Origin of the sequence: Paenibacillus sedimenti (genome assembly GCF_014534655.1) — a bacterium.
GTDB classification, from domain to species: domain Bacteria; phylum Bacillota; class Bacilli; order Paenibacillales; family NBRC-103111; genus Paenibacillus_E; species Paenibacillus_E sedimenti.
Genome location: NZ_JACVVD010000006.1, coordinates 39,733 through 62,106, shown reverse-complemented (window position 1 = coordinate 62,106; position 22,374 = coordinate 39,733). Strand labels below are relative to the sequence as shown.

Here is a 22,374-nt window from a genome sequence, read left to right as displayed (position 1 = left end):
TATATTATTTTTCATATAGATTTATCGATTTTATCATCTTAGAGAAAAATCTATATGATAATTCATATAGAATTCCGCGTATCGTAATCGTCATACCAAATCGGGACTTTGTATGGAGCCCACATATTCATAGTAAATGACTCGTTGAGACTCTCCTCTTGCCACGGCCCGAAATTTTCCCTTTTCGACCAACTTGCGACAGTACTTAATGACAGTCATCGTATGCAACTCCAACTCCCTTGCCGCCTCGGTCGGGCGAATGGCACGATTGTGGCGAATGGCCGCTCGCATCAAGTCTCGTTCGATTTTTGAATAGAGCCTCTCAACCGTTCCTTTAGTTCTATCCCCAGCCGACAGATAAGGGGACAAGATGTTCCGCAATGCGGAGAAGATGAACGAGGGATTCTCTTTTAACTCATCCAGAGAGATATAGAAGACCGTACAGTCTTGGGCCTGAAGAAAAAGTCCTCGGTTCAAATCCATTCGATACTTGGTTCGGTCCGTGCCGTGCGAGCCAAAGTCCATGATCTCAAGTACAATACGAAAGGCTCCTACAATCCACATGAAATCTACAAAATAGGATCTCCCCCGCCAGTCCTTCACTTCATACTCAGGATGCAATCCGTGGAAATGTCCGACCAGCTCCCACCAGATATGCTCTACGAACAATCGATTTCCGTACCCGTGGCCGCGTCTTAAAGCATCGAGTCGTTCCCCTTTTCTTCGCTTTAGATGATCACTTATCCATTTATCGTGTTCCATTTGGAAACCCATTCCTTGACCCCTCACCTCTCCATATTTGTTTAAAAAACACAAAAACCCCGACTCCTTTTGATTTAGAAAGGAAGCGGGGCATTCTTTGCCACTCAGAGCTATACGTTATATCCATAGTGTGCCACAAAATTGTTAGGAAGCGCAATAGGAAATTGAGTAAACGAATCAGCGAAAATTGTAAATTGGGCTGGTTATCCGCCTTGGCCTTATTGCTAGTCTTCTGTTGGTATGGCCTCCGAGGAACTCCCGTAGTATGGCTGGACACCCCAACGGCTTGAGCAAAAAAGCCGCTAAAGCTATGGCGGCAATAAAACGAATGTTTATTCTGATTATAATATCAATGCATCCAAGCGGCTATGGTTTTCGTTTAGCCACAAAACAGCCACAGATATATATTTACAAGGCTAATTCATTTAGAGTAACATGAAATAAGAGACCGAACCGTCCGGTATCAAAAATTACTGAGGAGGAATCCTATGCTAGTCCAAATCGTTCTGTTTGATGGCTTTGATCTTTTGGACGCGTTAGCGCCTTATGAGGTATTTTGTGCTGCTGAAATGTATTCGGGAGGCGCCATACGCGTTGAACTCGTAACGGCCGAAGGTGCGCGATCCGTTTCTAGCGGATTAAACGGACTTCAGATTACGGCCAGTGGAGGTATCGATCTGGAGCGTGCCGGGATCATTCTTGTGCCGGGCGCATCCGGAGAGGTTTCCGGAGACGGTCCGAATTCGGTGCCGGCGATACTCAGTAGGGCTTCAGAGACGAAGTTGACCCCTTTAATGGGAGAAGCGCTTGGCAAACCTGAATTGACCGTCGCGACAGTTTGCGGAGGCTCTCTCTTGCTTGCAATGGGCGGATTGCTGGATGGACGTCATGCTGTGACGAATCATCTAGGCATGGACGTTCTTGGGGCGACCGGCGCGATTCCTGTGAGAGCGCGGGTTGTTGATGACGGCAATCTGGTTACAGGAGGAGGGGTGACGTCAGGGCTCGATGTGGCCTTATACTTGGTTGAGCGTGAATTAGGACCGCGTATCGCGAGTGAAGTGGAGAAGTTATTTGAGTATGAACGTGGGGGAACTGTTTGGCAGCAGCGAGGGATGATCCCGATTATAGAGAAGTCATCGTCCGGCTCTGCCGAGGAAACATTGCTTCAAGTGCGCCCTGACGAGCTTGCAGAAGCTCGCGCGACTGACATTGTGTTTGAAGGCGCATGGCATGTCGTCATTACAACGCCGATCGGCAAACAACATGTAGCTCTCAACATTTCCAGTGAGAACGGTCATGTACGCGGCATTGCGGTGCAAGGCGACGAGGTCGTCGAGTTTGTCGATCCTGTTATTCAAAACAACCGACTTATCTGGTCTCAGCGTGTAACAAAGCCTATGCGTTTGAATTTGAAGTTTGAAGTGACCGTTCACGGTAATGAGATGACCGGGATCGCCAAAGCAGGCATGCTTCCGGCTTCGAAGCTGATTGGCGAACGCGTTGCGAATCAAGCTTGATGAGAGAGTACGGGCGGCTTAAATGTCATTAACCATCTTTCAATCTGTTTCATTGCATGATGGACGTGCTTATTGTCGCGGGTTAGCCTGCTCGCCATAATAGCACCTTCAATCGACGAGAAGATGAAGGATGCTGCCGATTCGGTGTCCATATCCGACTGGAACTCCTGGACGGCCACTCCCTGCTCAAGAATACCTTGGATAAAAGACGACATCTGTTCATAAGCCCCAAGAGCGTAATCCCTTAGCACCGGGAAGGAATGATCGCTCTCTACGGCGGTATTCAGAAAAGGGCATCCCCCGCTCATGGGAGGATTATTAACAGTATCGCTGTATACATCGCACATCGCCAATACTTTTTCGGTCGCCGTTTGACGGCCCTCTATAGCTGTGGAGAAATGCCCCCATAGCACTTCGCCTGCATATTTGAACGCTTCTATGGCAATTTCGTCTTTACTCGGGAAGTTCCGGTAAAGCCCGCCTTTGGTTAACCCGGTGGCATCCATAATATCTTGCATCGTTGTTGCGGCATAACCTTTTTGGTTGAAGAGCTCCGCAGACTTCATGATGATGTGTATTTTTGTTTTATCGCTTTTACGCATGTCCCTGATCCTTTCACGGCTCTGTCTATTCCGACAATTCTTCTATAAATCATAGCATAACTTGAGCAGTATTTGTAATAAAAAAAAGACCGGACGGTTCGTTTCGTTTCGGTAACCGAGATAGACCCCGAAAACTTCGAAATGAGGCTTAATGATATGCCAAAGAGCAAACTTTTATATCTTCTAATGCTAATAGTCTCTATCGTTTTTATCATCTACGTCTTGTACATTAACTTCATTTACGACCCTCAGGCTGCTGAATTTTTAAGTCGCAAAACCAACCTTAAGCGTTCCGTTAACATCCCGGCTTGGTTGACTGTGATGAAGGTCCACGTGGTGTTGGCTTGCCTCGCCATGGTGTCGGGGGCGGTTAATTTTTCCCATCGGATTCAGAGGAAATACCGAAAGTTCCATCGGATCAACGGTTACGTGTATCTCATTTCCGTCATTGCGGTTGTTATTACCTCCGGTTACATGGCCCCATATTCCACAGGCGGAAAAGTAAACAGCATAGCTTTCAATCTGCTAAATATCATTTGGCCGATCGTGACGATCACAGCGATAGTAAAAATCAAAAAGAAGCAGGTCAACAACCACCGGAAATGGATGGTTCGAAGCTACGCTTTCTGCTTTACGAATATGGCTATACATATGATTACTTCGGTTTTCAACAATGGATTTGGTATAGCCTATAGTACCAGCTATACAATAGGTGTCTATGGTTCCATTCTGCTTCTTCCCCTATTGGCTGAGGCCGTCTTCAGGTTCAAATCCCGAGTCCCTTGACATACTCTTCCGGCGATTTGCCGATCATGGCTTTGAAGTTTTTGATGAAATGCGCTTGGTCGTAATACCCCAAATCCTGCGACAATTTCGGCCAGTCAGGAACGCCGCCTTTTTCCATGAGCTCTGCCGCTTCTTGAAGCCGATACCGCTGGATAACCCATTTCGGGCTGACGCCGACATAGCGGCTGAATAGACGCTGCAGGGTCCGTTTGTTGATGCCGAACTCGCTCACAATGTCTTCGACCTTAGTGAATTCCCGATTATCAATAGCGGCTTGAACAATACAGTTGATCAAATCAACGTTCTCATCCGGCTCCGGGAGGCGTTCTAGCAGGAATTGTTCCGCGAGCAGAGCCATTGTCTCCCCATTCCCCTGGGCGAAAATCTGCTCTTCTACGTCTTTTGCGTCTATCCCGAAAACGTCCCGGATGCCTAGGATTTGGCCGGTCAGAAGGGATGCGGGCTGTTTCCAAAACGGATAAAAGCCCCCGGGGCGGAATTTGACGCCCAGCACGATGCCTTCTCCTTGCAGGTGTCGGGCGAATGTGGTTTTCGGGACGCCGTAGACGCCGGAAAAAATATGATTATTTTCACGCTCGAATGACAAGTTTATGTTGGGATAAGACAAGATAACCTGGCGATAAGGAGCTTGTCCCGTTAAATCCCAGCGGACGACCCAATAATGCTCGACGAAAAGTGAAAGAGCCGGAGCGGGTTCATAGCGCATTAGCGAGAACTTTTGGAAGCCTGCCTCTGCTTTCAGGATGCCTTTATCGGATTTCTGAATGTTCGGTTTCATGAATATGCCCTCCACCGCGCTGTCGCGTTTTTACAATACTTGCCTTTTTGTACGCTCTATAATTGAGACTAGCAGTTTAAAGCTGTTTGTGCAATGGAATAAAACGATCGAACGGAGGACAAATTATGGAGCTCAAGTACGAAGTTTATATTGGGGCTAAGCCTGAGGATATTTGGCAAAACTTGATTTCACCTGAGGGGACGAAAGCTACATTTTTCGGCACCGTTCTCCATTCGACATTTGAAATCGGAGCGCCTTATGAATATATCGGCCCCGGCAACGATGGTGACGAGACGGTTCATGTTTACGGGAAAGTGCTGGAATTCGTTCCGAATGAGCGCATGAGCTACACGGAGCACCCCGGCCCGTCTTATCGGGAGAAACACGCGGAGCTGGAAACAAGAGTATCGCTCACACTAGAAACCGTTGGCAATTGTACGAAGCTTACACTGGTTAACGATCAATGGCCGGATAACCACCCTTCCTACGAGAATGCCAAACAGAGTTGGCCGATGATCTTGAGCAATATTAAGACCTACGCGGAGACGGGGAAGACATTGGACTTTGGCTGGTAAATTATGATGCTTTGGATGTGTTGAAATTTTGGGCTGCAGCTGGCTGCCATCGGGCAGGTTGTTGCAGCCTTTTTATTTTTACAGGCTGGCGGACAAGGTCGCAGGCAGGGTCGTAACTATCGGACTAAGGAAATTTTTTTCTCAAAATAAGCATTGACTTTGACGCTGCGTAAAGGTGTACCTTTAAATTGTCAGGAGGGAATCACATGGAATACACCGTTCAAAAGCTAGGCCGATTGGCAGGGATCAGCACCAGAACGCTTCGGTATTATGATGAGATTGGCATTCTTAAGCCGGCAAGAATGAGCTCGTCGGGGTACCGGATCTACGGTCAGGCGGAAGTCGACCGGTTGCAGCAAATTCTGTTCTACAGAGAACTGGGAGTTAGTCTGGACAACATAAAAGAAATTGTAACCTCCCCTTCTTTTGACGGAGCCAAAGCGCTTAAAGAACACCGTGAACAACTCCTTGACAAGAGAAAGCAGTTGGATCTCCTAATTGCGAATGTGGAAAAAACAATTGCCTTATCCGAAGGGAGAATGACCATGACCGACAAAGAAAAGTTCGAAGGCTTCAAACAACAGCTGATCGACGATAACGAGAAAAAATACGGTAAAGAAATTCGTGAAAAGTACGGCGACGAGACGGTTGACAAGTCTAACGAAAAGCTGAAGAACATGACGCAAGAAGAGCATAACGAGGTTACTCGTCTGGCAAATGAAGTGGCAGCAACCTTGGCTGAAGCTTTCAAGTTGGGCGACCCTGCCGGTGAGCTGGCTCAAAAAGCGGCTGATCTACACAAACAGTGGTTAACATATTACTGGAGCGAGTACAGCAAAGAAGCACATGTGGGCCTAGCCCAAATGTATGTGGATGACGAGCGATTTAAGGCATACTATGATGAAAAGCAGCCCGGTACAGCGGAGTTTTTGAGGGATGCCATCTATATTTATACTGGTCTTAAGAAATAGTAGAAGGCTGTGGCAGGCTACAGAAAGGTAACCTGCCACAGCCTTATTTAAGCTTTACTGTGAGCATATCCTCATCTATCTGGAGTACTTGTTTCCATGTGTCTGACACAGGAAGAAGAGAATGCCCAAACCGCTCCAATCATTAGCAGCAATCCGCACCCAATGAAAAGTAGTCCGATTCCTGAACCAGCCCCTTGCCCGGTCAAAACGGTTAGCCATTTCCATCGGCCGCTTTGCATAGCGGGCTCTAACCAATGATCTATGATCGGTCCGGTCAACAGGAAGGATAGAGGAGCCGAAACCGCAGACAGTTGACTATAAGCGGCGAATACTCTTCCCTGCATAGAAAGCGGCGTCTTTCTTTGAAGCAATGAAGAAAACAAGGCGACTGTCATCGCCAAAGGAAGCATGAGCAGAAACAAAGCAGCGGCCGTAACCCACAATAATCGGCTTGCTCCAACGACAATAAACATCGTAGAGGTCAATAATGAACCTGCGATAATAAATGTGATTTTGTGCCGAAAATGTCCCCACCAAACCGCAGCGGCAGCACCTGACAATGCGCCTGCATTCATCACGCCCAGCAGCCATGACATGGCGGAATCGCTCCCCGTCCTATAGAGAAAAAAGGGAATAGCCAATTCTAAGGGGCCATTTAATATAAAGTTCCACCAGGCGAAATATAGCATCAAATATAGAATGGGCTTATTTTTCCATATAAATCGATACCCTTGAATGGCCTCAATAAAAACATTGACCACTCTTTCAACGGGGCGATGATTGATCTCGGGAAGTGGAAGAAACAAGGTGACCCCCACACAAATGAAAAACGTTCCGATGTCAATCATAACGATACCGGCTAATCCCACAAGTTCATATAATGTCCCTGCTAGTAGAGGAGCGATAACTCCAGCTAAGGGAAATAACAGTTCTTTTACGGCATTTACACGATCCAACTCCTCATCGTGAACCATCAGCGGCATGACCGCGGCAGTTGACGAGCTTTGCATAGCCATAAACAATCCTTGCATAGCAGCAACTGCATAGGTATGCCATAGTTCAAAATATCCGCTAAGCAAGCTAAACGCGAGCAGTGCTGTACATACCGCTTGGCCGGTGTCGCCTATGATTATGGCCGTTTTGCGCCTCCAGCGATCGACCGCCAACCCTATCCATGCTCCAAAAAACAAAAGCGGGAGCTCAGTGAACAAAGCGATAAGAAGAAGCGGCGTAACCGTTCCTGTCTCTTTGACGAACCAGATCCCGACCGCAATAGACGATAAACGGCTTCCTAACATGGAAATGCCTTGCAGGCTTAATAAACGATATAAAACTTTTTTGGATGGACGCATCGAATTCGACTCTCCTCTTTTTTGGGCAAACAAAAAAAGCTTCTGCGGACTCGAATCCATGGAAGCTTTTTCAATCGGCTGTAAGTATCGTCATCATGACGCCATTTTGCAAGCCGAAAGGATTGCTTGATATGAATTGTCTGTTCGGATAGGGAGCAGCATGAGGAACTCAAGTCGAAACAAAGCTCTGTATTCGTCACAGAACCCTTTCTAACTGTTCTTCTTTGCTGCATAAATTCAATTATGATTTCCCTTCCGTACAAACAGTGAGGTGCATGTCGTCTCGATTCCCCTTTTATATGTTCTTGGAGTCATTGTATATGGGGCATCCACGATGCGTCAAGACCGGTTGAGCGTGGAAAAGTCCTTATTGTTGTATAGCTGCAACTTAATGAATTACAATAAAGAGAGAAGCTATTGCTGTCATGCCTTAGTAAGGAGAGTGTCAACATGTGTGCACTTAATCGATATCAACAAATCGGTCCGCCCAAATTCAACATCGCCATTCATATCCTTATCTGGTTAGCCAAAAGCGGAAGCGTTGTTTCGAGCGCGATGATTGCCGAACAAGTCAACTCCCATTCCACGTTTCTTCGCCGCGTGCTGGCACTTCTTGCTCAAGCAGGGGTGGTTGAAGCGCGCGAAGGGCGTGATGGAGGATATACATTAAAAATGCCTGCCGAGGAAATTACACTCGATAAAGTTTACCTGGCAGTTAAGGCTGAGTCCGCAGAATCGTGCGGCAAAATCGAATGCGGCAAGCAGACGGACGAACTAGACACAGCGTTAGAGGAAATAATGAAGCTAGCAGACCTGCAAACGATTGATTATTTGAAAAAGCATAACATTGCAGAGCTTAGCGCTTATGTAAAGTGCGCTGAATAAAAATAACCTGCTTGCATAATATTAGTATGGCCATTATAATGTGCGTATAACGGTTGCAGTTTAAAAGAGCTGCAATTTGATTTTTCGCTATACTGTGCTGTTATTAGGCTCAGTTATGGCGAGACAACGAAAGGAGAGGGTTGTCATGCAAATTGTATCCATCATTTTACAAAGCATTCTTGCCTTGATATTTCTTATGGCGGCGAGCGGGAAACTAGCGGGTTCCAAGGCACAAATCGAAGCATTCAATCATTTAAGATTACCGCAATGGTTTCGGATTGTAACAGGTCTCACCCAGCTTATCGGCGTAGCGGCGGTGGTCATCGGCTTCTGGGAGCCCAGCTGGGCAGCGGCAGGCGCGCTTTGGTTAGCTATTATTTCGCTCGGAGGTATACTATCGCATGTTCGCGTCAAAGATACCTTTAAGCAAGCGTTTATGATTGTACTTTTGTTTGTTTTATCTTTGGTGCTTTTCATGATTCAGAATAAAGAGCTTGCAAGCTTCCCGGGGTTCTAAAATCAAATCATTTCACGAAAAAACTGTGCTTGGAATGATCTCAGATAAGCCGCGAGAAATGAGCCAGACCATCCTTTAGGAAGATGACTGGCTCTTATTCATTTGCAGGGATCCCCATTTTTCTCCCTACTTGCGCATTTCCACAAGAATGATGCCGTACTCCTTGCCTTTTTCGGTTAAAGAATACTCAACGCTTACAGGTACTGTAGGGAATACCTGGCGGTGGACGACTTCGTACTATTCCAATTGCCGTAAAGTGTCCGTTAACGATTTGATGCTAATGCTTGTTTTAGTTCAATGAAAAAGCCCGCGCATCCAACCGGATACTACGGGCATCTTTCTATTTAATGCGAAGTTGCGTACCCTTCGCCCTGAGCGACGGGATCCATCTTTTCTCTGCTCATCATAAAGGCCGCGGCGAGAGCCAGTATCGCAGGGACGATTCCCCAGGCAAAAGTGAGGACGATCGAGGACGAGAGTCCCTCGGTGATCTGACCCAGCGCCTGACCGGGAATTTGTGCCCGGGTAGCCGGATCGAGCAGCGTGTGCGGATCGCTGAAGTTGAAGTCCTTCGGCATAGCGCCTTGACTGCCGCTTGAGAAAGTATCCGATAATTTCCGCGTCAATGAATGGCTCTGGATAATGCCGAATGCAGTGATACCCAGCGTCATGCCGAGCGATCGCAGGAAGTTGAGCGTAGAGCTTGCCGCTCCCCGTTGGCTTTCAGGGATCGCATGCAGCGCAGCATTCGTCAGCACAGAGAAGGAAGCGCCGATGCCAAGCCCGATCAAGATCATATAGATCGTAATGATCAGACGGGAAGAATCCGCCGATAAGGTAGTCAGAAGCAGGATGCCGGCAACAAGCAGCAGAAGCGTTAGAATCATGATCGTCCGATAAGAAAGTTTATTCATCAGAAAACCGCCGGCAGTCGCTGTTACAACCGTACCGATCATCATAGGCAGAAGGACAAGTCCGGAGTTCGTAGCGCTTCCCCCGAGTACCCCTTGAATAAATATCGGGATGTACACGGATGCCGCTATAAACGCCGCTCCGCTTAACATGCCGATGACATTGCTTGTTGTGAATAGGCGGTTCCGGAACATCGGGAAGGAAATAATCGGTTCCGCGGCGCGCCGCTCAGCGATTACAAATAAAACGGCGAGCAGGACAAATGCTGCGAACAAGCTCATAATCGTAACGGAATCCCAAGCAAATTGTTTGCCGCCAAGCTCTAACGCGAACATCAGGCAGACGACGGCCCCGACAAGCAGGGTAGCTCCCCACCAGTCAATACGTTGTTTCGCGTGTTGACGGGATTCTTTGTAGAAAAACGCGATCATCGCAAAGGCGATCAGCCCAAGCGGCAGGTTGATGTAGAAAATCCATTCCCACTTGATATAGTCCGTGATGTATGCTCCGGCCAGCGGCCCGAAAATACTGGACATTCCGAATACGGCTCCGAATAGACCTATAAGCTTTCCTCTCTTTTCAGGCGGTACGACATCGTACATGATCGTAAAAGCAATCGGCATCAAAGCGCCGCCGCCAATCCCTTGAATAGCCCGGTAAATACTTAACTGAACGATGGATTCGGCTGTTCCGCAAAGCGCAGAGCCGAGCATGAATACCAAGATCCCAAAGATGAAAAAGCGCTTGCGCCCGTACATGTCGGACAATTTGCCGAAGATCGGCATACCTGCCATTTCGGCAATCATATAGGCCGAGGTTACCCAGACGAATTTATCGAGTCCTCCCAACTGCCCGACAATCGTTCCCATGGCGGTTGCCACGATGGTATTATCCATCGAAGCCATGAGAATGGAGAGAAACAGCCCTCCCAGGATAACCCCGAGTTTGTTTTGCATGGTTTTCATTGTTTTCAATCCCTTTCTTGTTTGGAATTCATCTTATAACTGAATTATAAGGGACCCTTCCTGACAACTAATTGTCAGGGTTTTTTAGGCGTATTTATTTTTTTAGCAATTATTTTTCATGATTTATATCATATTTCATTTATCCTACGAGTAGGCGCCTGGTACCTTCAACCTTTAATCCTAAGCTCAACACGCTTCATACCATGATCGCCGAGCTGCAGCAGCTGCTGTAGGTTTGCGGGACATAATGAAACAGACTATGGAGCCTGCTCCATAGTCTGTTTGTCATGCCTTCATCCCGGACAGAAACCGGGATTCCTCGCACTCAGATCCCTTGTATAGGCAGGATCCAATTTTGCAAGCTCATGAAAGTAATTGCCTATCGCATGATTGGCCGATACAGAGCCTTTCTGAAAGGACAACTCGAATCCTTTTTTTACATGCAGGTATTGATAGATGCGATCGGTTCTAGGGGATTTGTAAAGGACGGGCGGCAGATGAGGGACGAGGTCATATTGGTTGTAAATGCGATGGCGGTTACTGAGCAGACTATTGAACTTGCCGGCAAATGCCGGATTCCCGACACGCGGTGACGCATACGAATAAACAACGGGGGTTTTAAATTTGGTATTGACCGCTGCATCGGCAGCGCATAAAGTGGCGAGGGCTCCACCGAGGCTGTGCCCTGTAATGTATAGCTGTTTTTGAGGGGAAAGCTTGCTCAGTGCGTCCAAAATCCGCTTTCTAGCGGAGCGATAAATGTCCAGAAAACCGCGATGTACCAATCCTCCATCCCGTACAAAGACGAAAGGGCTCTGCCGTGCAATCGCGTCCGAGACCCAGTCGGAACTGGTGTTCGTCCCTCTGAAGGCCAAGATAATCCGGTCATTGGATTCCAAAATAAAACCAAAGCGCTCCTCTACGCCTATGAAGGATGCGGCCTTAAAGGAGGAGCTTACTTGGTAATTCCGCGGAACCATGAAGGTTCCATCGTCATTGTCAAATTGATGATACGTTTGGCTGCACACAGCTGCAAGAAAAATGGCAGTACGCTTATCCAGTAAGCTTACGCTCATGCGATCCCCCCCATACACACAGGTTGCCGTTTCCCTATATATATGTACATAGCGGACACTTGTCCTCCGATAGGTGCCTATTTTTTTATGAGTTCGTGTTTTTTTCTAGTGCGACGGCCGATGGAACAATACCTGAAAAACGGAAACCATAGCTGAAATTTGCACCCTTACATTGTAGTGCATTACCGCCTACAATGAATGATATGAAAATGCTTACGATATCAAACGGAAAGTGTCGGAGGTGCAGCCGGGATGAACACGGAGACAGATATCCCTATCCGGAACGCCCCATCAGCGGCGGCTGGAAGATCAGTATCCAAGCTGCTGCGCAAACTATATGGACAGCGATATTTGCAGGTCATGGCGCTGCTTGGCGTCGCCTGGATGATTGTGTTCAACTACGTGCCGATGTACGGCATCATCATCGCGTTCAAAGATTTTAATATTATCAAATCGATTGGCGAAGCGCCGTGGGCGGGGCTCGAGCATTTCAAAGCTTTTATGGAAGACGACAATCTGGGCTACGTCATTAAAAATACGCTCGGCATGAGCGTCCTCAAGCTGCTCATCGGCTTTCCGCTGCCGATTGCCTTCGCGCTTTTTTTGAACGAGCTCCGTTCGATCCGGTTCAAAAAGCTGGTGCAGACGATCTCGTATTTGCCGCACTTCCTCTCCTGGGTGATTCTCGGAGGCATTCTGGCAACGTGGCTGGCGGACGTCGGGATTATCAATAAGATCCTGATGGCACTGAACATCATTCAGGAGCCCATCAGTTATTTGGCCGAGCCGCAATATTTTTGGAGCATCATCATCACGTCGGATATATGGAAGGAGCTCGGCTGGTCGGCGATCATTTATCTGGCTGCGATCAGCGGCGTATCGCCGGAAATGTACGAAGCGGCCACCCTCGACGGCGCCGGACGCTTTCAGAAAATGTTCTATGTCACCCTGCCATCGATTAAGGGCACGATCACCATCCTGTTCATTCTCGCCGTCAGCGGCATTCTGAACTCGAACTTCGATCAAATTCTCGTACTCAAAAACCAGCTCAACGAAAGCGCCAGCAACGTCATCGACGTCTACGTGTACCAAACCGGTATCGTGCAAAGCCGCTATTCATATGCGACCGCAGTCGGCCTGATCAAGTCCATTATTTCGCTTATTCTGCTGTTGTCGGCAAACTTCATTACGAAGCGTTTGAACAACACATCTTTATTCTAAAAGGAGGTGGCACGCGTTGCTTTCTCTCAACCGCAGAACCTTTAAAGAGGTCGCCTTCGATCAATTTAACAATTTGCTCATGCTTGCGATATGCTTCGCAACCCTATACCCCATCTGGTATGTGCTCGTGAATTCCTTGAATGACGGCAACGACGCCATGCGGGGCGGCATTTACTGGTGGCCTCGCGTGTTCAGCTTTGACAGCTATTTGGCCGTATTCGCCAACGACGGCATTATGCTGGCAATGGGCGTCACCGTAGCCAAGACGCTCGTCGGCACCGTGGTTCACGTACTCTTTACCGCCATGGTGGCGTACGCTTTCTCGCGCAGAGAGCTGATCGGTCGCCCTATTTATATGTTCCTCGGTACCGTGACTTTGTTTTTCAGCGGGGGGCTCATCCCGCATTACCTGCTGATCCGCGATCTCGGCATGCTCGACAGCTTCTGGGTGTACATCATTCCGGCAATGTTCAGCTTCTTTGATCTCATCATTTTCCTTTCATTTTTCCGGGAAATTCCCGATGCGCTGGAGGAGGCCGCCAAGATCGATGGCGCCAACGATTTCAAAATCTTTTACCAAATCATCCTGCCGGTCTCCATGCCCGTTATTGCCACGATCGCGCTTTTCCACGGCGTTTATCAATGGAATGATTATTTTACAGGCATGATCTATATCAACAATAGCGATCTTCAGCCGATCCAAACGTATCTGTACCGGGTCGTGGCGCAGTCCAGCTCCAACCAGATGGCGGCGGCGGCGACCGGCAGCATTGCGAAGACCGTTTCTTCCCAGTCTATTAAGCTGGCGACGATGGTTGTAACCACTTTACCTATTGTCATCGTCTATCCGTTTTTGCAGAAGTATTTTGTGAAAGGTTTCATGATTGGCTCGATCAAAGGTTAACAGCAAACTTAATCACAGTGTGCAAGCTGTACCGTTCAAACATTAACGAGAAAAGCTGGAGCTAATTTCGACCCGGACTCTGCGCTGGGCCTGTTTAGATGGAAAATCTCCCTCTAATACAGCATGAATATAGATTTTTTATCGAAAATCATCAAATTAAAGGTAGAATTTCCCTCTAAATCATTAATTTTTCTCAAAACTGTAAAATTAGAGGGAGGTTTTCCCGCTAAATTAGAATACAAGCATCGGCTACCGCCAAGGCCGCACCGCACCGGTGAGTATCTCCGTCATAGACAGGGATTAAACATATCATTATGATGCAGAAAAGGGGAAAATGTACATGAGAATGAGTAAGCCGCGCAAAACGTTGACCACATTGCTTGCTTTGATTACCGCTGTATCCATTACCGCATGTTCCACGGATAAAGGCACAAGCAGCACCGGCAGTCCGGAGCCGACGAAAGCAACGGAAACTGCAGCAGCGTCGTCATCAGTGCCTGCGACGGTGAATGCGAATGAGCCGGGCTGGAAATCCGACACGAAGCCGATCACTTTCGACTGGTACCTGAACTTCTCCTGGTTCCCGAACAAGTGGGGTGTGGATCCTACATCCCAATACATCACGAAGAAAACGGGCGTGAACGTCAATTTCATCGTGCCCGCCGGCAACGAGAATGAGAAGCTGAACACAATGATCGCCTCCGGCAAGCTGCCTGATTTCATTACGCTCGGCTGGTGGGAAGATGCCGCAAAGAAAATGATCGAAGGCAAGATGGTGCTTCCGCTTAATGAGCTTGCAAAGCAGTATGATCCTTATTTCTTTAAAGTGGCCGACCCTGCCAAAACTTCCTGGTACACGCAAAAAGACGGCAACTTCTACGGTTACCCGAACGCTTCATCCTCGCCGCAGGATTATAAAAAGTACGGGGAAAACTTTGTATCCAACCAAACGTTCCTGGTGCGCAAGGATATGTATGAAGCCATCGGTAAGCCGGATATGAGAACTCAGGAAGGGTTCCTGAACGCGCTGAAAGCAGCCAAAGAGAAGTTCCCTGACGTGAACGGACAACCGCTCATTCCACTTGGTTTGCACGATTTTAATGATAATGGAAACTATTCGTTCCTCGATGCAGCACAGAACTCGTCGATGCTGGCGAACTTCCTGGCCATCCCTTACGAAAAAGACGGCAAGCTCTACGACCGCTCCACCGATCCGGAATTAGTAAGCTGGCTCAAAACGTTCCGCAAAGCCAATGAGATGGGCCTCCTGGCCAAAGATATCTTTATCGACAAACGTCCGCAAATGGAAGAAAAAATCGCGCAAGGCCGCTATTTCGCAATGCTGTATCAACGTTCCGATTTGGCTAACCAAAATATTTCCTTATATCAAAAAGATCCGAACAAAGTGTATATCGCCGTAGACGGTCCGGCTAATGCCAAGAAAGATGCGCCGACGCTCGCAGGCCCCGGCATTTCAGGCTGGACGGTGACACTCATTTCCAAAGACGTGAAGGACAAAGCAAGAGCGATTAAATTCCTGAGCTATCTGATCAGTGAGGAAGGCAACAAAGACTTGTTCCTTGGTGAAAAAGGCGTCAGCTACGATAACATAGGCGGCAAAGACCAATTCAAGCCGGAAGTGCTCGAGCTGCTCAACAAAGACCGTTCCGCATTCGATAAAAAGTACGGTTCCTCCTTCACTTTCTGGATGCTGATGGACACGAACATGAATCTGCAGTGGGCGCCTCCGAGCGTGGAGCCGATCAAGCAGCCTGAAGAATGGACCAAAGGCAAGACGAAGAGCTTCTCGCAATACGATAACATCATGCCGACAGGTACGTCGGAAGAAGGCATTGCCAATGATAAAATCGCCAAAGCCTGGGGCAAAGCGCTGCCGAAGCTGCTGCTGGCCAAAACGGACGCCGAGTTCGATCAGGTGTATGAGAAATATCAAAATGACCGCAAAGCAGCAGGACTGGATAAGGTTCAGGCCTATCAACAGCGGGAATTCGAAGCGAACAGCAAGAAGATTGCCGAGTTCTCGAAGTAGCCGCATACCAAAGCCCGAGAGCCCGAAGTATTTCGGGTTTTCGGGTTTTTCTCCGCAAGGTTCCAAATATTTTTCCACGTCCGGAACTAGATGTATTAATATGAGAAGACAAGAGACGAAGGACTGGATGTGAGGCCATGGGCAATCTATTTCGCAAATGGAAGATGCGGCTCATACAGCTGACTGGGCGTATTTCCATACAAGTGAAGCTGATCGGCGCTTATATTTTCATTATTTTAATTCCGATTATTTTGTTCTCATGGTATTTGTTTAACGAGTTTTATCAGAACACGATTGAAGGCACGGTGAAAAAGAATCAATATGCGTTGGAGAGCGAGAAGGCCGGTATTATCAATCATATTGAGGTTATGGGGCGAACGGCAGAACTTTCAGAAACGGATAAGGAGGTACGCAATTATTTGCGCATGACCCGGGAGTGGGAGGCTCCGGAGCTCGTCGAATTCAACACGAATACCTTCTATAATCTGCAGCGCCTCCAGCTTAGCAATCCCAATATTGCCAACTTGCGCATCTATACGAATAATCCAAACACGAAGGAGATCTGGCCAATTCTTTTTAAGGATAGTCGGATTGCTAACAGAGCTTGGTATAACGATGTGCTGGACAGCAACGGAATTTTCAGGTGGGAAATATTGCAGAATGAGAAAGATATCATGAATCGCTACGGCCCCGACAGTGAGGCCATGTCGACTTATGTATCCCTGTTCAAGAAAATTAATTACCCGAATCAAACACACGTCATTCTCGAAGTCGATATGCTGATCGACAAGTTTTTTCAAAAAGTATTCAGTCCGATTCAGGACGAACAGTCTCACATGCTGGTTGTCGATAGAACAGGACGGATTTTTACCGATACGAGCAGTCCTTTTTTTAAAACGATAAATATGGAGCAGCTTCGCGAGGCGTGGAGCGCCCATCCGCATCAGGCGGGTTCGAACTTCACCTTTCAGGTCGGAGACACGCCTTACCTGATCCTGTCCACGCCGATTGATCATTTGGAAGCCCACTTGCTGAATGTCGTATCATTGGAAGAGCCGGTAACTCAGATCCAGCAAACACGCAATCTATTCATCGCCGCAGCTGTCGTCCTCATCGCGCTGTTGTCGGTCATTACTTACTTCCTGCAATCATTGATCTTGAAAAAGCTGCACATTCTCCGGGACTCGATGAAAAAAGTGCGCCGGGGCGACCTGAACGTGCAGATCGATATGGACGCAGGCGGCGAGGTGGGCGAGCTGGCTCACCATTTCCGGCAAATGCTGAAGAAGATGAACGAGCTGATCGTCGAAGCCGTGAACAAGCAGGCCGCCACGAAGGAAGCCGAGCTGAACTCGCTCAAAAATCAGATCGATGCCCATTTTCTCTATAACACGCTCGAGAATTTGAAAATGCTGGCCGAAGTCGAGGCGCAGTACACGATCTCCGATGCGTTAACCTCTCTCGGCGCGCTGATGCGCTACAGCCTGAAGTGGTCGAGCGATCATGTCCGGCTGCGGGACGAAATCCAGCATATCCAGAACTACATCGCTATCATGAATATCCGTTATGATGACAAGTTGAAGTTGAAGCTGGACATTCCGGAAGGCTATCAGGAACAGGAAGTGCTGAAAATGTCGCTCCAGCCTCTCGTCGAGAATGCCGTTAAGCATGGCATGAACACGGATCGGGCTAGACGCGAAGGGATTGTGATTCTGATTCGCGCCAGTAAGAAGGACGATACGATGCTGATCGAAGTGGCGGATGACGGAGCGGGTATGTCGCCGGAGAAACTTGATGAGCTGCATGAGAAAATCAGCATGGAGGATGCTCTTTTTTACAAGAAGTACTGGCACAAGTATAAAGGGGAAAATGAAGGGAACGGCATCGGACTGCGCAATGTGACGCAGCGAATCAAGATGTATTATGGGAATGAATATGGCATTCGCGTCGAAAGTGCGGAAGGCGCTTACACCCAAGTGAGGATGAAGCTGCCTTATCTAATATTATCCGGAGGGCTGCCTGCTGATGAGAAAAATGCTTATCGTTGATGATGAGAAAAATATCCGCCTCGGCCTGAAAGCGATGATCGCCCGCGAGTTTCCGGACACGTATGCGTTCGAATTCGCCGGCGATGGGGAAGAGGCTTTGGCGCTGCTGGCGAGTGCGGGAATAGACATTGTGATTACGGATATCCGCATGCCGGTCATGGACGGTATTACGCTGATTCACCGGATCCAGGAATTGGTTCCGAAACCTGCGGTGCTGATTCTCAGCGGGCACGATGATTTCCACTTTGCGAAGGAAGCGATCCGCTGCGAGGTGAAGGAATACCTGCTCAAGCCGATCGTCCGCGACGAGCTGTCCCGCACCTTGCTACGGCTGGAGAAGGAGCTTAAGCAGAAGGAGCAGATCCAGGAGCAGTTAAGCAGCTCCATGCAGCAGCGGGTCGCTTTTCAAGAAAGCCAGCTCAGCTATTTGCTGAGATCTTCGCACTTGCCGGAAGCCGACTTGCGGAGCAAGCTGCAGGGCATCGAGATGCAATGGCTGGATGAGGGTTTCCAGATCGGCGTCCTTCAATATAGAGGGACGGTTCAGGAAATGGGTCACGCTGAATTCCTGGCACGCATTCACGCGGAGATCGGGAACGCTCCGGAATGGTGCCGAACGAGGCGCGCGCACGTCTGGGATAAAGAGAATCAGCTCGTGCTTATCGCCGAGCATGGGGAGCTTTTTCAGCACTTGGCCGAGCGAATCTCGGGGCCGGGGTATTTTACGTACAGTATGGGCTTAAGTGCTCCGGCACGCGGGGTGACCCGTCTGCAGGAGGCTTATCAAGAGGCGCAGCAGGCGCTGAAATATACGTTTTTGCTGTCAGTTCCCGGTGTGGTGCGATTCGAGGGCATCAGCCAGAAGAGCCGAAGCTTTGCCCCTCCGACGGAAACGATCAAGAAAATCGCCAATATGCTCGGCACCGACCGCGACAAGGAAATGACGGCGCTGCTCATGGAGGTGCTCGATATCAAGACGGTTACCCGGTTCGATATCTCTTATCTGGAAGCCGTCAGCCGGGCTTTCAACGAGCATGTTTTCGATAAAGTTTTTCATGTGTACGGCGGCGAGTCCGTAGAAATTCTTCGGCTGTTCAAGAAGGTCGGGGATATCTCGAACTTTAATTATTTTCACGATTACTTCCATAGCGTCGAAGGGTTGCTGCACCGGCTTAACGATTATGTGCGCAGCATGAAGACGTTCCACATCGACCATAAAGAGATGAAGAAAGCCGTGCAGTATATGCAGGAGAACTATCGGAAGGATCTCAACATGGCGATCGTATCGAACCATGTATCCTTGAACTATTCGTACTTCAGCCAGGCTTTCAAGGAATACACCGGTGAAAGCTTCGTCAACTATTTGAAAAAGCTGCGCATCGACCGGGCGCGCGAGCTTCTCGCCACGACAGACTATAAGGTATATGAAATTAGTAAAATGGCCGGCTTCGAGAATACGAAGCATTTCAGCCGCGTTTTCAAGGAAATGGAAGGCGTCAGCCCGCAGGAATACCGCGATCAGCGGCATGTGATGGGGTGATCGGTGCCCCGTTAAAATAGACGGCTCTGCAACGCATTCGATATGCGATGCAGAGCCGTCTTGTTATGCGTGTCCTCGAATGGCAACGACTGAGGAAGGATTTCCGCCGCTAGGATGCTGTACGGATACGAACAACGACTGTTCGTTCGGAACGAATGCGGGGCCAGCGAAGGCGGCACCGGCCGGGGCTGATGCGAATTGGGTGACCGAGGGGGCGGAACTGCCTGATTCCGCTGCGATCACATACAACCCGTTGTTGCCGAACGATTGGTATGTTCCCGCATGCAGGTTGTCGGGGGCGATGTCCGTAGCTACCCACAGCCGGCCGGTGCGGTCGAAGGTAAGATCTCTCGGCGAGCTGAAGCCGCTTTGACGACCGCCTGTCACGACAATATCTAGCTCGAAACGATCACCGGCTGCGCCGTTCAGTTCTTCTATGTGAACGACTTTGCCGTGTACGTTGCCCTGCGCTTCATTATTAATGAATGAGATATATAACGCATCATCGGCAGATCCAAGGGTGAAGTCACCTTGGCGGTCGAGAGGCGTTCCCCCAAGAATGAGAGCGGCTTCCGTCGCATAGACGTATACATCGGCTTCCTCCTTCAGCAGCGAGAGCAGTTGATCCTGACTGTAGCGGGTGAAGCGGGGGAGGACGAAGTCGGGACGCTTCAATTCTTTGCGTATGGCTTCCACATGAAGAGGAATCCAAGTCCCGCTTGATAACTGTGCCGCGTACAAGGTGCCTTCAGTAAGCAGCTCGGCGTTGTCTCGTCCTTTCGCTGGTTCGTAGTTGCCGCGACTGACGAATTTAAAAAGACATCCGCCGTCCGAATCCCCCATATAGACGACTAGTTGGCCGGTATCAGCAAGCTTCATTACCGTACCCGCATGATGAAAACGGCCGAGCGCCGTATGCTTACGGGGCTTAAAACCGGCATCGAACGGGTCGATTTCGGTCATCCATCCGTAGTGTGTAGAATCAAGGCCAGCGTACCGGCTAGATTGATCGTACGCACCTTCACCGCTGAGCGCGGTTCCCCATAATGTCGCAGTCACAGCGCGGTTTGCCAAAGTCCCTTGAACCCGAGTTGCGTTATGTACGGATTGCGCGCCTTTGGCCGGTCCTGTCAGTTCGACCGGGTCCAATCCGGTCACCCTGCGCGTATAGGCGGAGTCTTTTTCCAGCTTCCAACGGCCATCCGAATCGCGGTATACTTCCAGCACCGATAAGCCTTGACCGGTAAGCAGATTGCGAATTTGTTGTGCAGAATAGCCGCCATACTGCCCCTCTTGTGCCAGCATGGCGTGAGAAGAATCGTGAGAGACGGTGAGCAGACCGTGAACGGACGAGCCATCGATTGGAAAATAGTGCGCCCCTGCGTTTTCATAGCCGAGCGTATCGCCTCTGGAATTGATGATGTCACCGTAGGAGGCAATCACGTCGAAAGTAAAACCGGATGAGACGTTCAGCTTGTCGTTCGAGGGAAGCTTGTCTATGCTGGCTAAGCTCGAAAGTACAGAGGTTTGTTTGGTAAAAAAGGGCTCGGCTGCGTTCGCAGTTCCATGGCCGACCAACAGCTGAAGACCGGATGAAGCAGTGACGACAGTTGCAGCGCTTGTTCCTAAGTACCCCAGAAAAGCTCGTCTGGAAATCGCTTTCTTCGAATCCATGATTGTCCTCCTAAAATTTTTATTTTATTCAGCGATGTTACTACTTGTATCTTTATTGATACATAATGTATCATTTAGCGTATGGATATGCTTGGATTATTGTGATCTGCCCTCATTTTAATATAATTTCGTGAAATTTAATAGGTGAAATTTGCAAAGGAGTGAAAAGCCTGAAAGCGCTATCAGTTCTGCCGGGTGATGAGTCGTTTCTTTATCGGGTGTACGCATCGACAAGGGAGGATGAGCTGAAGGTTTGGGGCTGGGAGAACCAGACTGCCGAGGCATTTTTGCACATGCAGTTTCGCTTGCAGCAGCATGCGTACCGTCTGCGATACCCCGATACGGAGCATCGGATATTATGGCTTGAAGGCAATCTTATCGGTCAATATCGGCTAAATCGGGGGACGGAGGAGATAACCGTTGTGGATATCTCGCTTTTGCCTGACTGGAGAAACGCCGGCATCGGAACCTCTTTATTTCGTCAATGGCAAGTTGAGGCTGAGCGAACCGGTAAGGGGATCCGTCTTCAAGTGCAGCAGGACAGCCGTGCTCGTAAGCTCTATGAACGTCTTGGATTTGTATCTGTTAGAGAAGACGGCGTTTATGTAGAAATGACGTGGAGAGCCGATGTCGGAGCGGATTGCGACGGTTTAACGAGAATGAATACTGGAGGTCATGAAGGATGTCAAATCCATATGTAGGGGAAATTCGCATGTTCGCAGGAAATTTCGCTCCGCAGGGGTGGGCCTTTTGCCATGGACAGCTCCTTGCTATCGCTGAAAATGATGCACTGTTTAGTTTAATCGGAACCACATATGGGGGTAACGGTCAAACGACTTTTGCCCTCCCTGACCTGCGGGGCCGGGTACCGGTCCATATGGGGAGGTCCCCCCATAGCGGAAATACATACACGTTAGGACAAGAAGGCGGAGTCGAGACTGTGACGCTGATCCTGCAGCAAATGCCTGCACATTCGCATCCGGTCCGGGCACATTCCGAAAACGGCATGGGCGGTAATCCGAAGGATGGCGTATGGGCATCGTCCTCCTTGCAGCCATACTCGACGGATACTCCCGATGGGGCCATGAATGCACAGGCAATAACGTCTACAGGAGGCAATCAACCCCACGACAATATGATGCCGTACGTTTGCGTCAGCTATATTATTTCACTTTACGGTATTTTACCTAGCCCAAATTAAGGGGGAGACGATGT

20 protein-coding genes and 1 pseudogene are annotated in these 22,374 nt (G+C 48.9%); 13 read left to right on the top strand and 8 right to left on the bottom strand.

Going from position 1 to position 22,374, the window contains the following annotated elements; all coding sequences use genetic code 11:
• Positions 1-90: 90 nt before the first annotated feature.
• On the bottom strand, positions 91-774 hold the full coding sequence (locus tag ICC18_RS17735) for a hypothetical protein (protein WP_188175778.1): 684 nt from the start codon (positions 772-774) through the stop codon (positions 91-93).
• Between the two features lie 476 nt (positions 775-1,250).
• Between ICC18_RS17735 and ICC18_RS17730 the strand changes: the two genes are divergently transcribed.
• Positions 1,251-2,282, top strand: coding sequence for a DJ-1/PfpI family protein (locus tag ICC18_RS17730; RefSeq protein ID WP_188175777.1), 1,032 nt, complete (start codon positions 1,251-1,253; stop codon positions 2,280-2,282).
• On the opposite strand, the gene ICC18_RS17725 is transcribed toward ICC18_RS17730, so the two are convergent.
• Entirely contained in the window at positions 2,273-2,884 is a 612-nt protein-coding gene (locus ICC18_RS17725; protein WP_188175776.1) for a TetR/AcrR family transcriptional regulator, read from the bottom strand. The genes ICC18_RS17730 and ICC18_RS17725 overlap by 10 nt on opposite strands.
• A 156-nt stretch (positions 2,885-3,040) precedes the next feature.
• Here ICC18_RS17725 and ICC18_RS17720 point away from each other — a divergent pair, with 156 nt between their 5' ends.
• Positions 3,041-3,670 (top strand): DUF2306 domain-containing protein, encoded by a 630-nt coding sequence (locus ICC18_RS17720; RefSeq protein ID WP_188175775.1) that lies wholly within the window; start codon positions 3,041-3,043, stop codon positions 3,668-3,670.
• Here the strand turns inward: ICC18_RS17720 and ICC18_RS17715 are convergent.
• The gene (locus ICC18_RS17715; RefSeq protein WP_188175774.1) at positions 3,651-4,469 is read right to left on the bottom strand and encodes a helix-turn-helix transcriptional regulator; all 819 of its coding nucleotides are present in this window, start codon (positions 4,467-4,469) and stop codon (positions 3,651-3,653) included. The two genes, ICC18_RS17720 and ICC18_RS17715, sit on opposite strands and share 20 nt — an antisense overlap.
• Positions 4,470-4,594: 125 nt before the next feature.
• Here ICC18_RS17715 and ICC18_RS17710 point away from each other — a divergent pair, with 125 nt between their 5' ends.
• Positions 4,595-5,044 carry an SRPBCC family protein gene (locus tag ICC18_RS17710; protein ID WP_188175773.1) on the top strand — a complete coding sequence of 150 codons (450 nt, stop codon included), beginning with the start codon at positions 4,595-4,597 and terminating at the stop codon, positions 5,042-5,044.
• A gap of 206 nt (positions 5,045-5,250) precedes the next feature.
• Positions 5,251-6,015 (top strand): MerR family transcriptional regulator, encoded by a 765-nt coding sequence (locus ICC18_RS17705; RefSeq protein WP_188175772.1) that lies wholly within the window; start codon positions 5,251-5,253, stop codon positions 6,013-6,015.
• Between the two features lie 71 nt (positions 6,016-6,086).
• On the opposite strand, the gene ICC18_RS17700 is transcribed toward ICC18_RS17705, so the two are convergent.
• Entirely contained in the window at positions 6,087-7,367 is a 1,281-nt protein-coding gene (locus ICC18_RS17700; protein WP_188175771.1) for an MFS transporter, read from the bottom strand.
• Positions 7,368-7,817: 450 nt separating this feature from the next.
• Here ICC18_RS17700 and ICC18_RS17695 point away from each other — a divergent pair, with 450 nt between their 5' ends.
• Both ICC18_RS17695 and ICC18_RS17690 read left to right on the top strand, forming a co-directional pair.
• Positions 7,818-8,252 carry an Rrf2 family transcriptional regulator gene (locus tag ICC18_RS17695; RefSeq protein WP_188175770.1) on the top strand — a complete coding sequence of 145 codons (435 nt, stop codon included), beginning with the start codon at positions 7,818-7,820 and terminating at the stop codon, positions 8,250-8,252.
• Between the two features lie 145 nt (positions 8,253-8,397).
• Positions 8,398-8,769: a DoxX family protein gene (locus ICC18_RS17690; RefSeq protein ID WP_188175769.1), complete on the top strand. Its 372-nt coding sequence runs from the start codon at positions 8,398-8,400 to the stop codon at positions 8,767-8,769.
• Between the two features lie 126 nt (positions 8,770-8,895).
• Here ICC18_RS17690 and ICC18_RS17685 read toward each other — a convergent pair.
• The 3 genes and pseudogenes from ICC18_RS17685 to ICC18_RS17675 all read right to left on the bottom strand — a co-directional run.
• A pseudogene (locus ICC18_RS17685) lies at positions 8,896-8,991 on the bottom strand (winged helix-turn-helix transcriptional regulator); the annotation flags it as partial.
• 122 nt (positions 8,992-9,113) lie between these two features.
• Entirely contained in the window at positions 9,114-10,646 is a 1,533-nt protein-coding gene (locus tag ICC18_RS17680; RefSeq protein WP_188175768.1) for an MDR family MFS transporter, read from the bottom strand.
• A 293-nt stretch (positions 10,647-10,939) separates the two neighbouring features.
• On the bottom strand, positions 10,940-11,722 hold the full coding sequence (locus tag ICC18_RS17675; protein ID WP_188175767.1) for a lipase family protein: 783 nt from the start codon (positions 11,720-11,722) through the stop codon (positions 10,940-10,942).
• A 252-nt stretch (positions 11,723-11,974) separates the two neighbouring features.
• Between ICC18_RS17675 and ICC18_RS17670 the strand changes: the two genes are divergently transcribed.
• The 5 genes from ICC18_RS17670 to ICC18_RS17650 all read left to right on the top strand — a co-directional run bounded on the left by ICC18_RS17670 (position 11,975) and on the right by ICC18_RS17650 (position 19,485).
• On the top strand, positions 11,975-12,943 hold the full coding sequence (locus tag ICC18_RS17670; protein WP_188175766.1) for an ABC transporter permease: 969 nt from the start codon (positions 11,975-11,977) through the stop codon (positions 12,941-12,943).
• A gap of 16 nt (positions 12,944-12,959) precedes the next feature.
• On the top strand, positions 12,960-13,847 hold the full coding sequence (locus tag ICC18_RS17665; RefSeq protein WP_188175765.1) for a carbohydrate ABC transporter permease: 888 nt from the start codon (positions 12,960-12,962) through the stop codon (positions 13,845-13,847).
• A gap of 346 nt (positions 13,848-14,193) precedes the next feature.
• On the top strand, positions 14,194-15,897 hold the full coding sequence (locus ICC18_RS17660) for a type 2 periplasmic-binding domain-containing protein (RefSeq protein ID WP_188176042.1): 1,704 nt from the start codon (positions 14,194-14,196) through the stop codon (positions 15,895-15,897).
• 137 nt (positions 15,898-16,034) lie between these two features.
• Complete coding sequence (locus tag ICC18_RS17655) at positions 16,035-17,945, top strand: sensor histidine kinase (RefSeq protein ID WP_188175764.1); 1,911 nt, start codon at positions 16,035-16,037, stop codon at positions 17,943-17,945.
• Positions 17,923-19,485 (top strand): response regulator, encoded by a 1,563-nt coding sequence (locus ICC18_RS17650; protein ID WP_188175763.1) that lies wholly within the window; start codon positions 17,923-17,925, stop codon positions 19,483-19,485. Before ICC18_RS17655 ends, ICC18_RS17650 begins: the two co-directional genes overlap by 23 nt.
• Before the next feature lie 63 nt (positions 19,486-19,548).
• On the opposite strand, the gene ICC18_RS17645 is transcribed toward ICC18_RS17650, so the two are convergent.
• Positions 19,549-21,159: a PhoX family protein gene (locus ICC18_RS17645; RefSeq protein ID WP_188175762.1), complete on the bottom strand. Its 1,611-nt coding sequence runs from the start codon at positions 21,157-21,159 to the stop codon at positions 19,549-19,551.
• Between the two features lie 161 nt (positions 21,160-21,320).
• On the opposite strand from ICC18_RS17645, the gene ICC18_RS17640 reads away from it, so the two are divergent.
• The gene (locus ICC18_RS17640) at positions 21,321-21,860 is read left to right on the top strand and encodes a GNAT family N-acetyltransferase (RefSeq protein ID WP_188175761.1); all 540 of its coding nucleotides are present in this window, start codon (positions 21,321-21,323) and stop codon (positions 21,858-21,860) included.
• Complete coding sequence (locus ICC18_RS17635) at positions 21,842-22,360, top strand: phage tail protein (protein ID WP_188175760.1); 519 nt, start codon at positions 21,842-21,844, stop codon at positions 22,358-22,360. Before ICC18_RS17640 ends, ICC18_RS17635 begins: the two co-directional genes overlap by 19 nt.
• Positions 22,361-22,374: the final 14 nt, after the last annotated feature.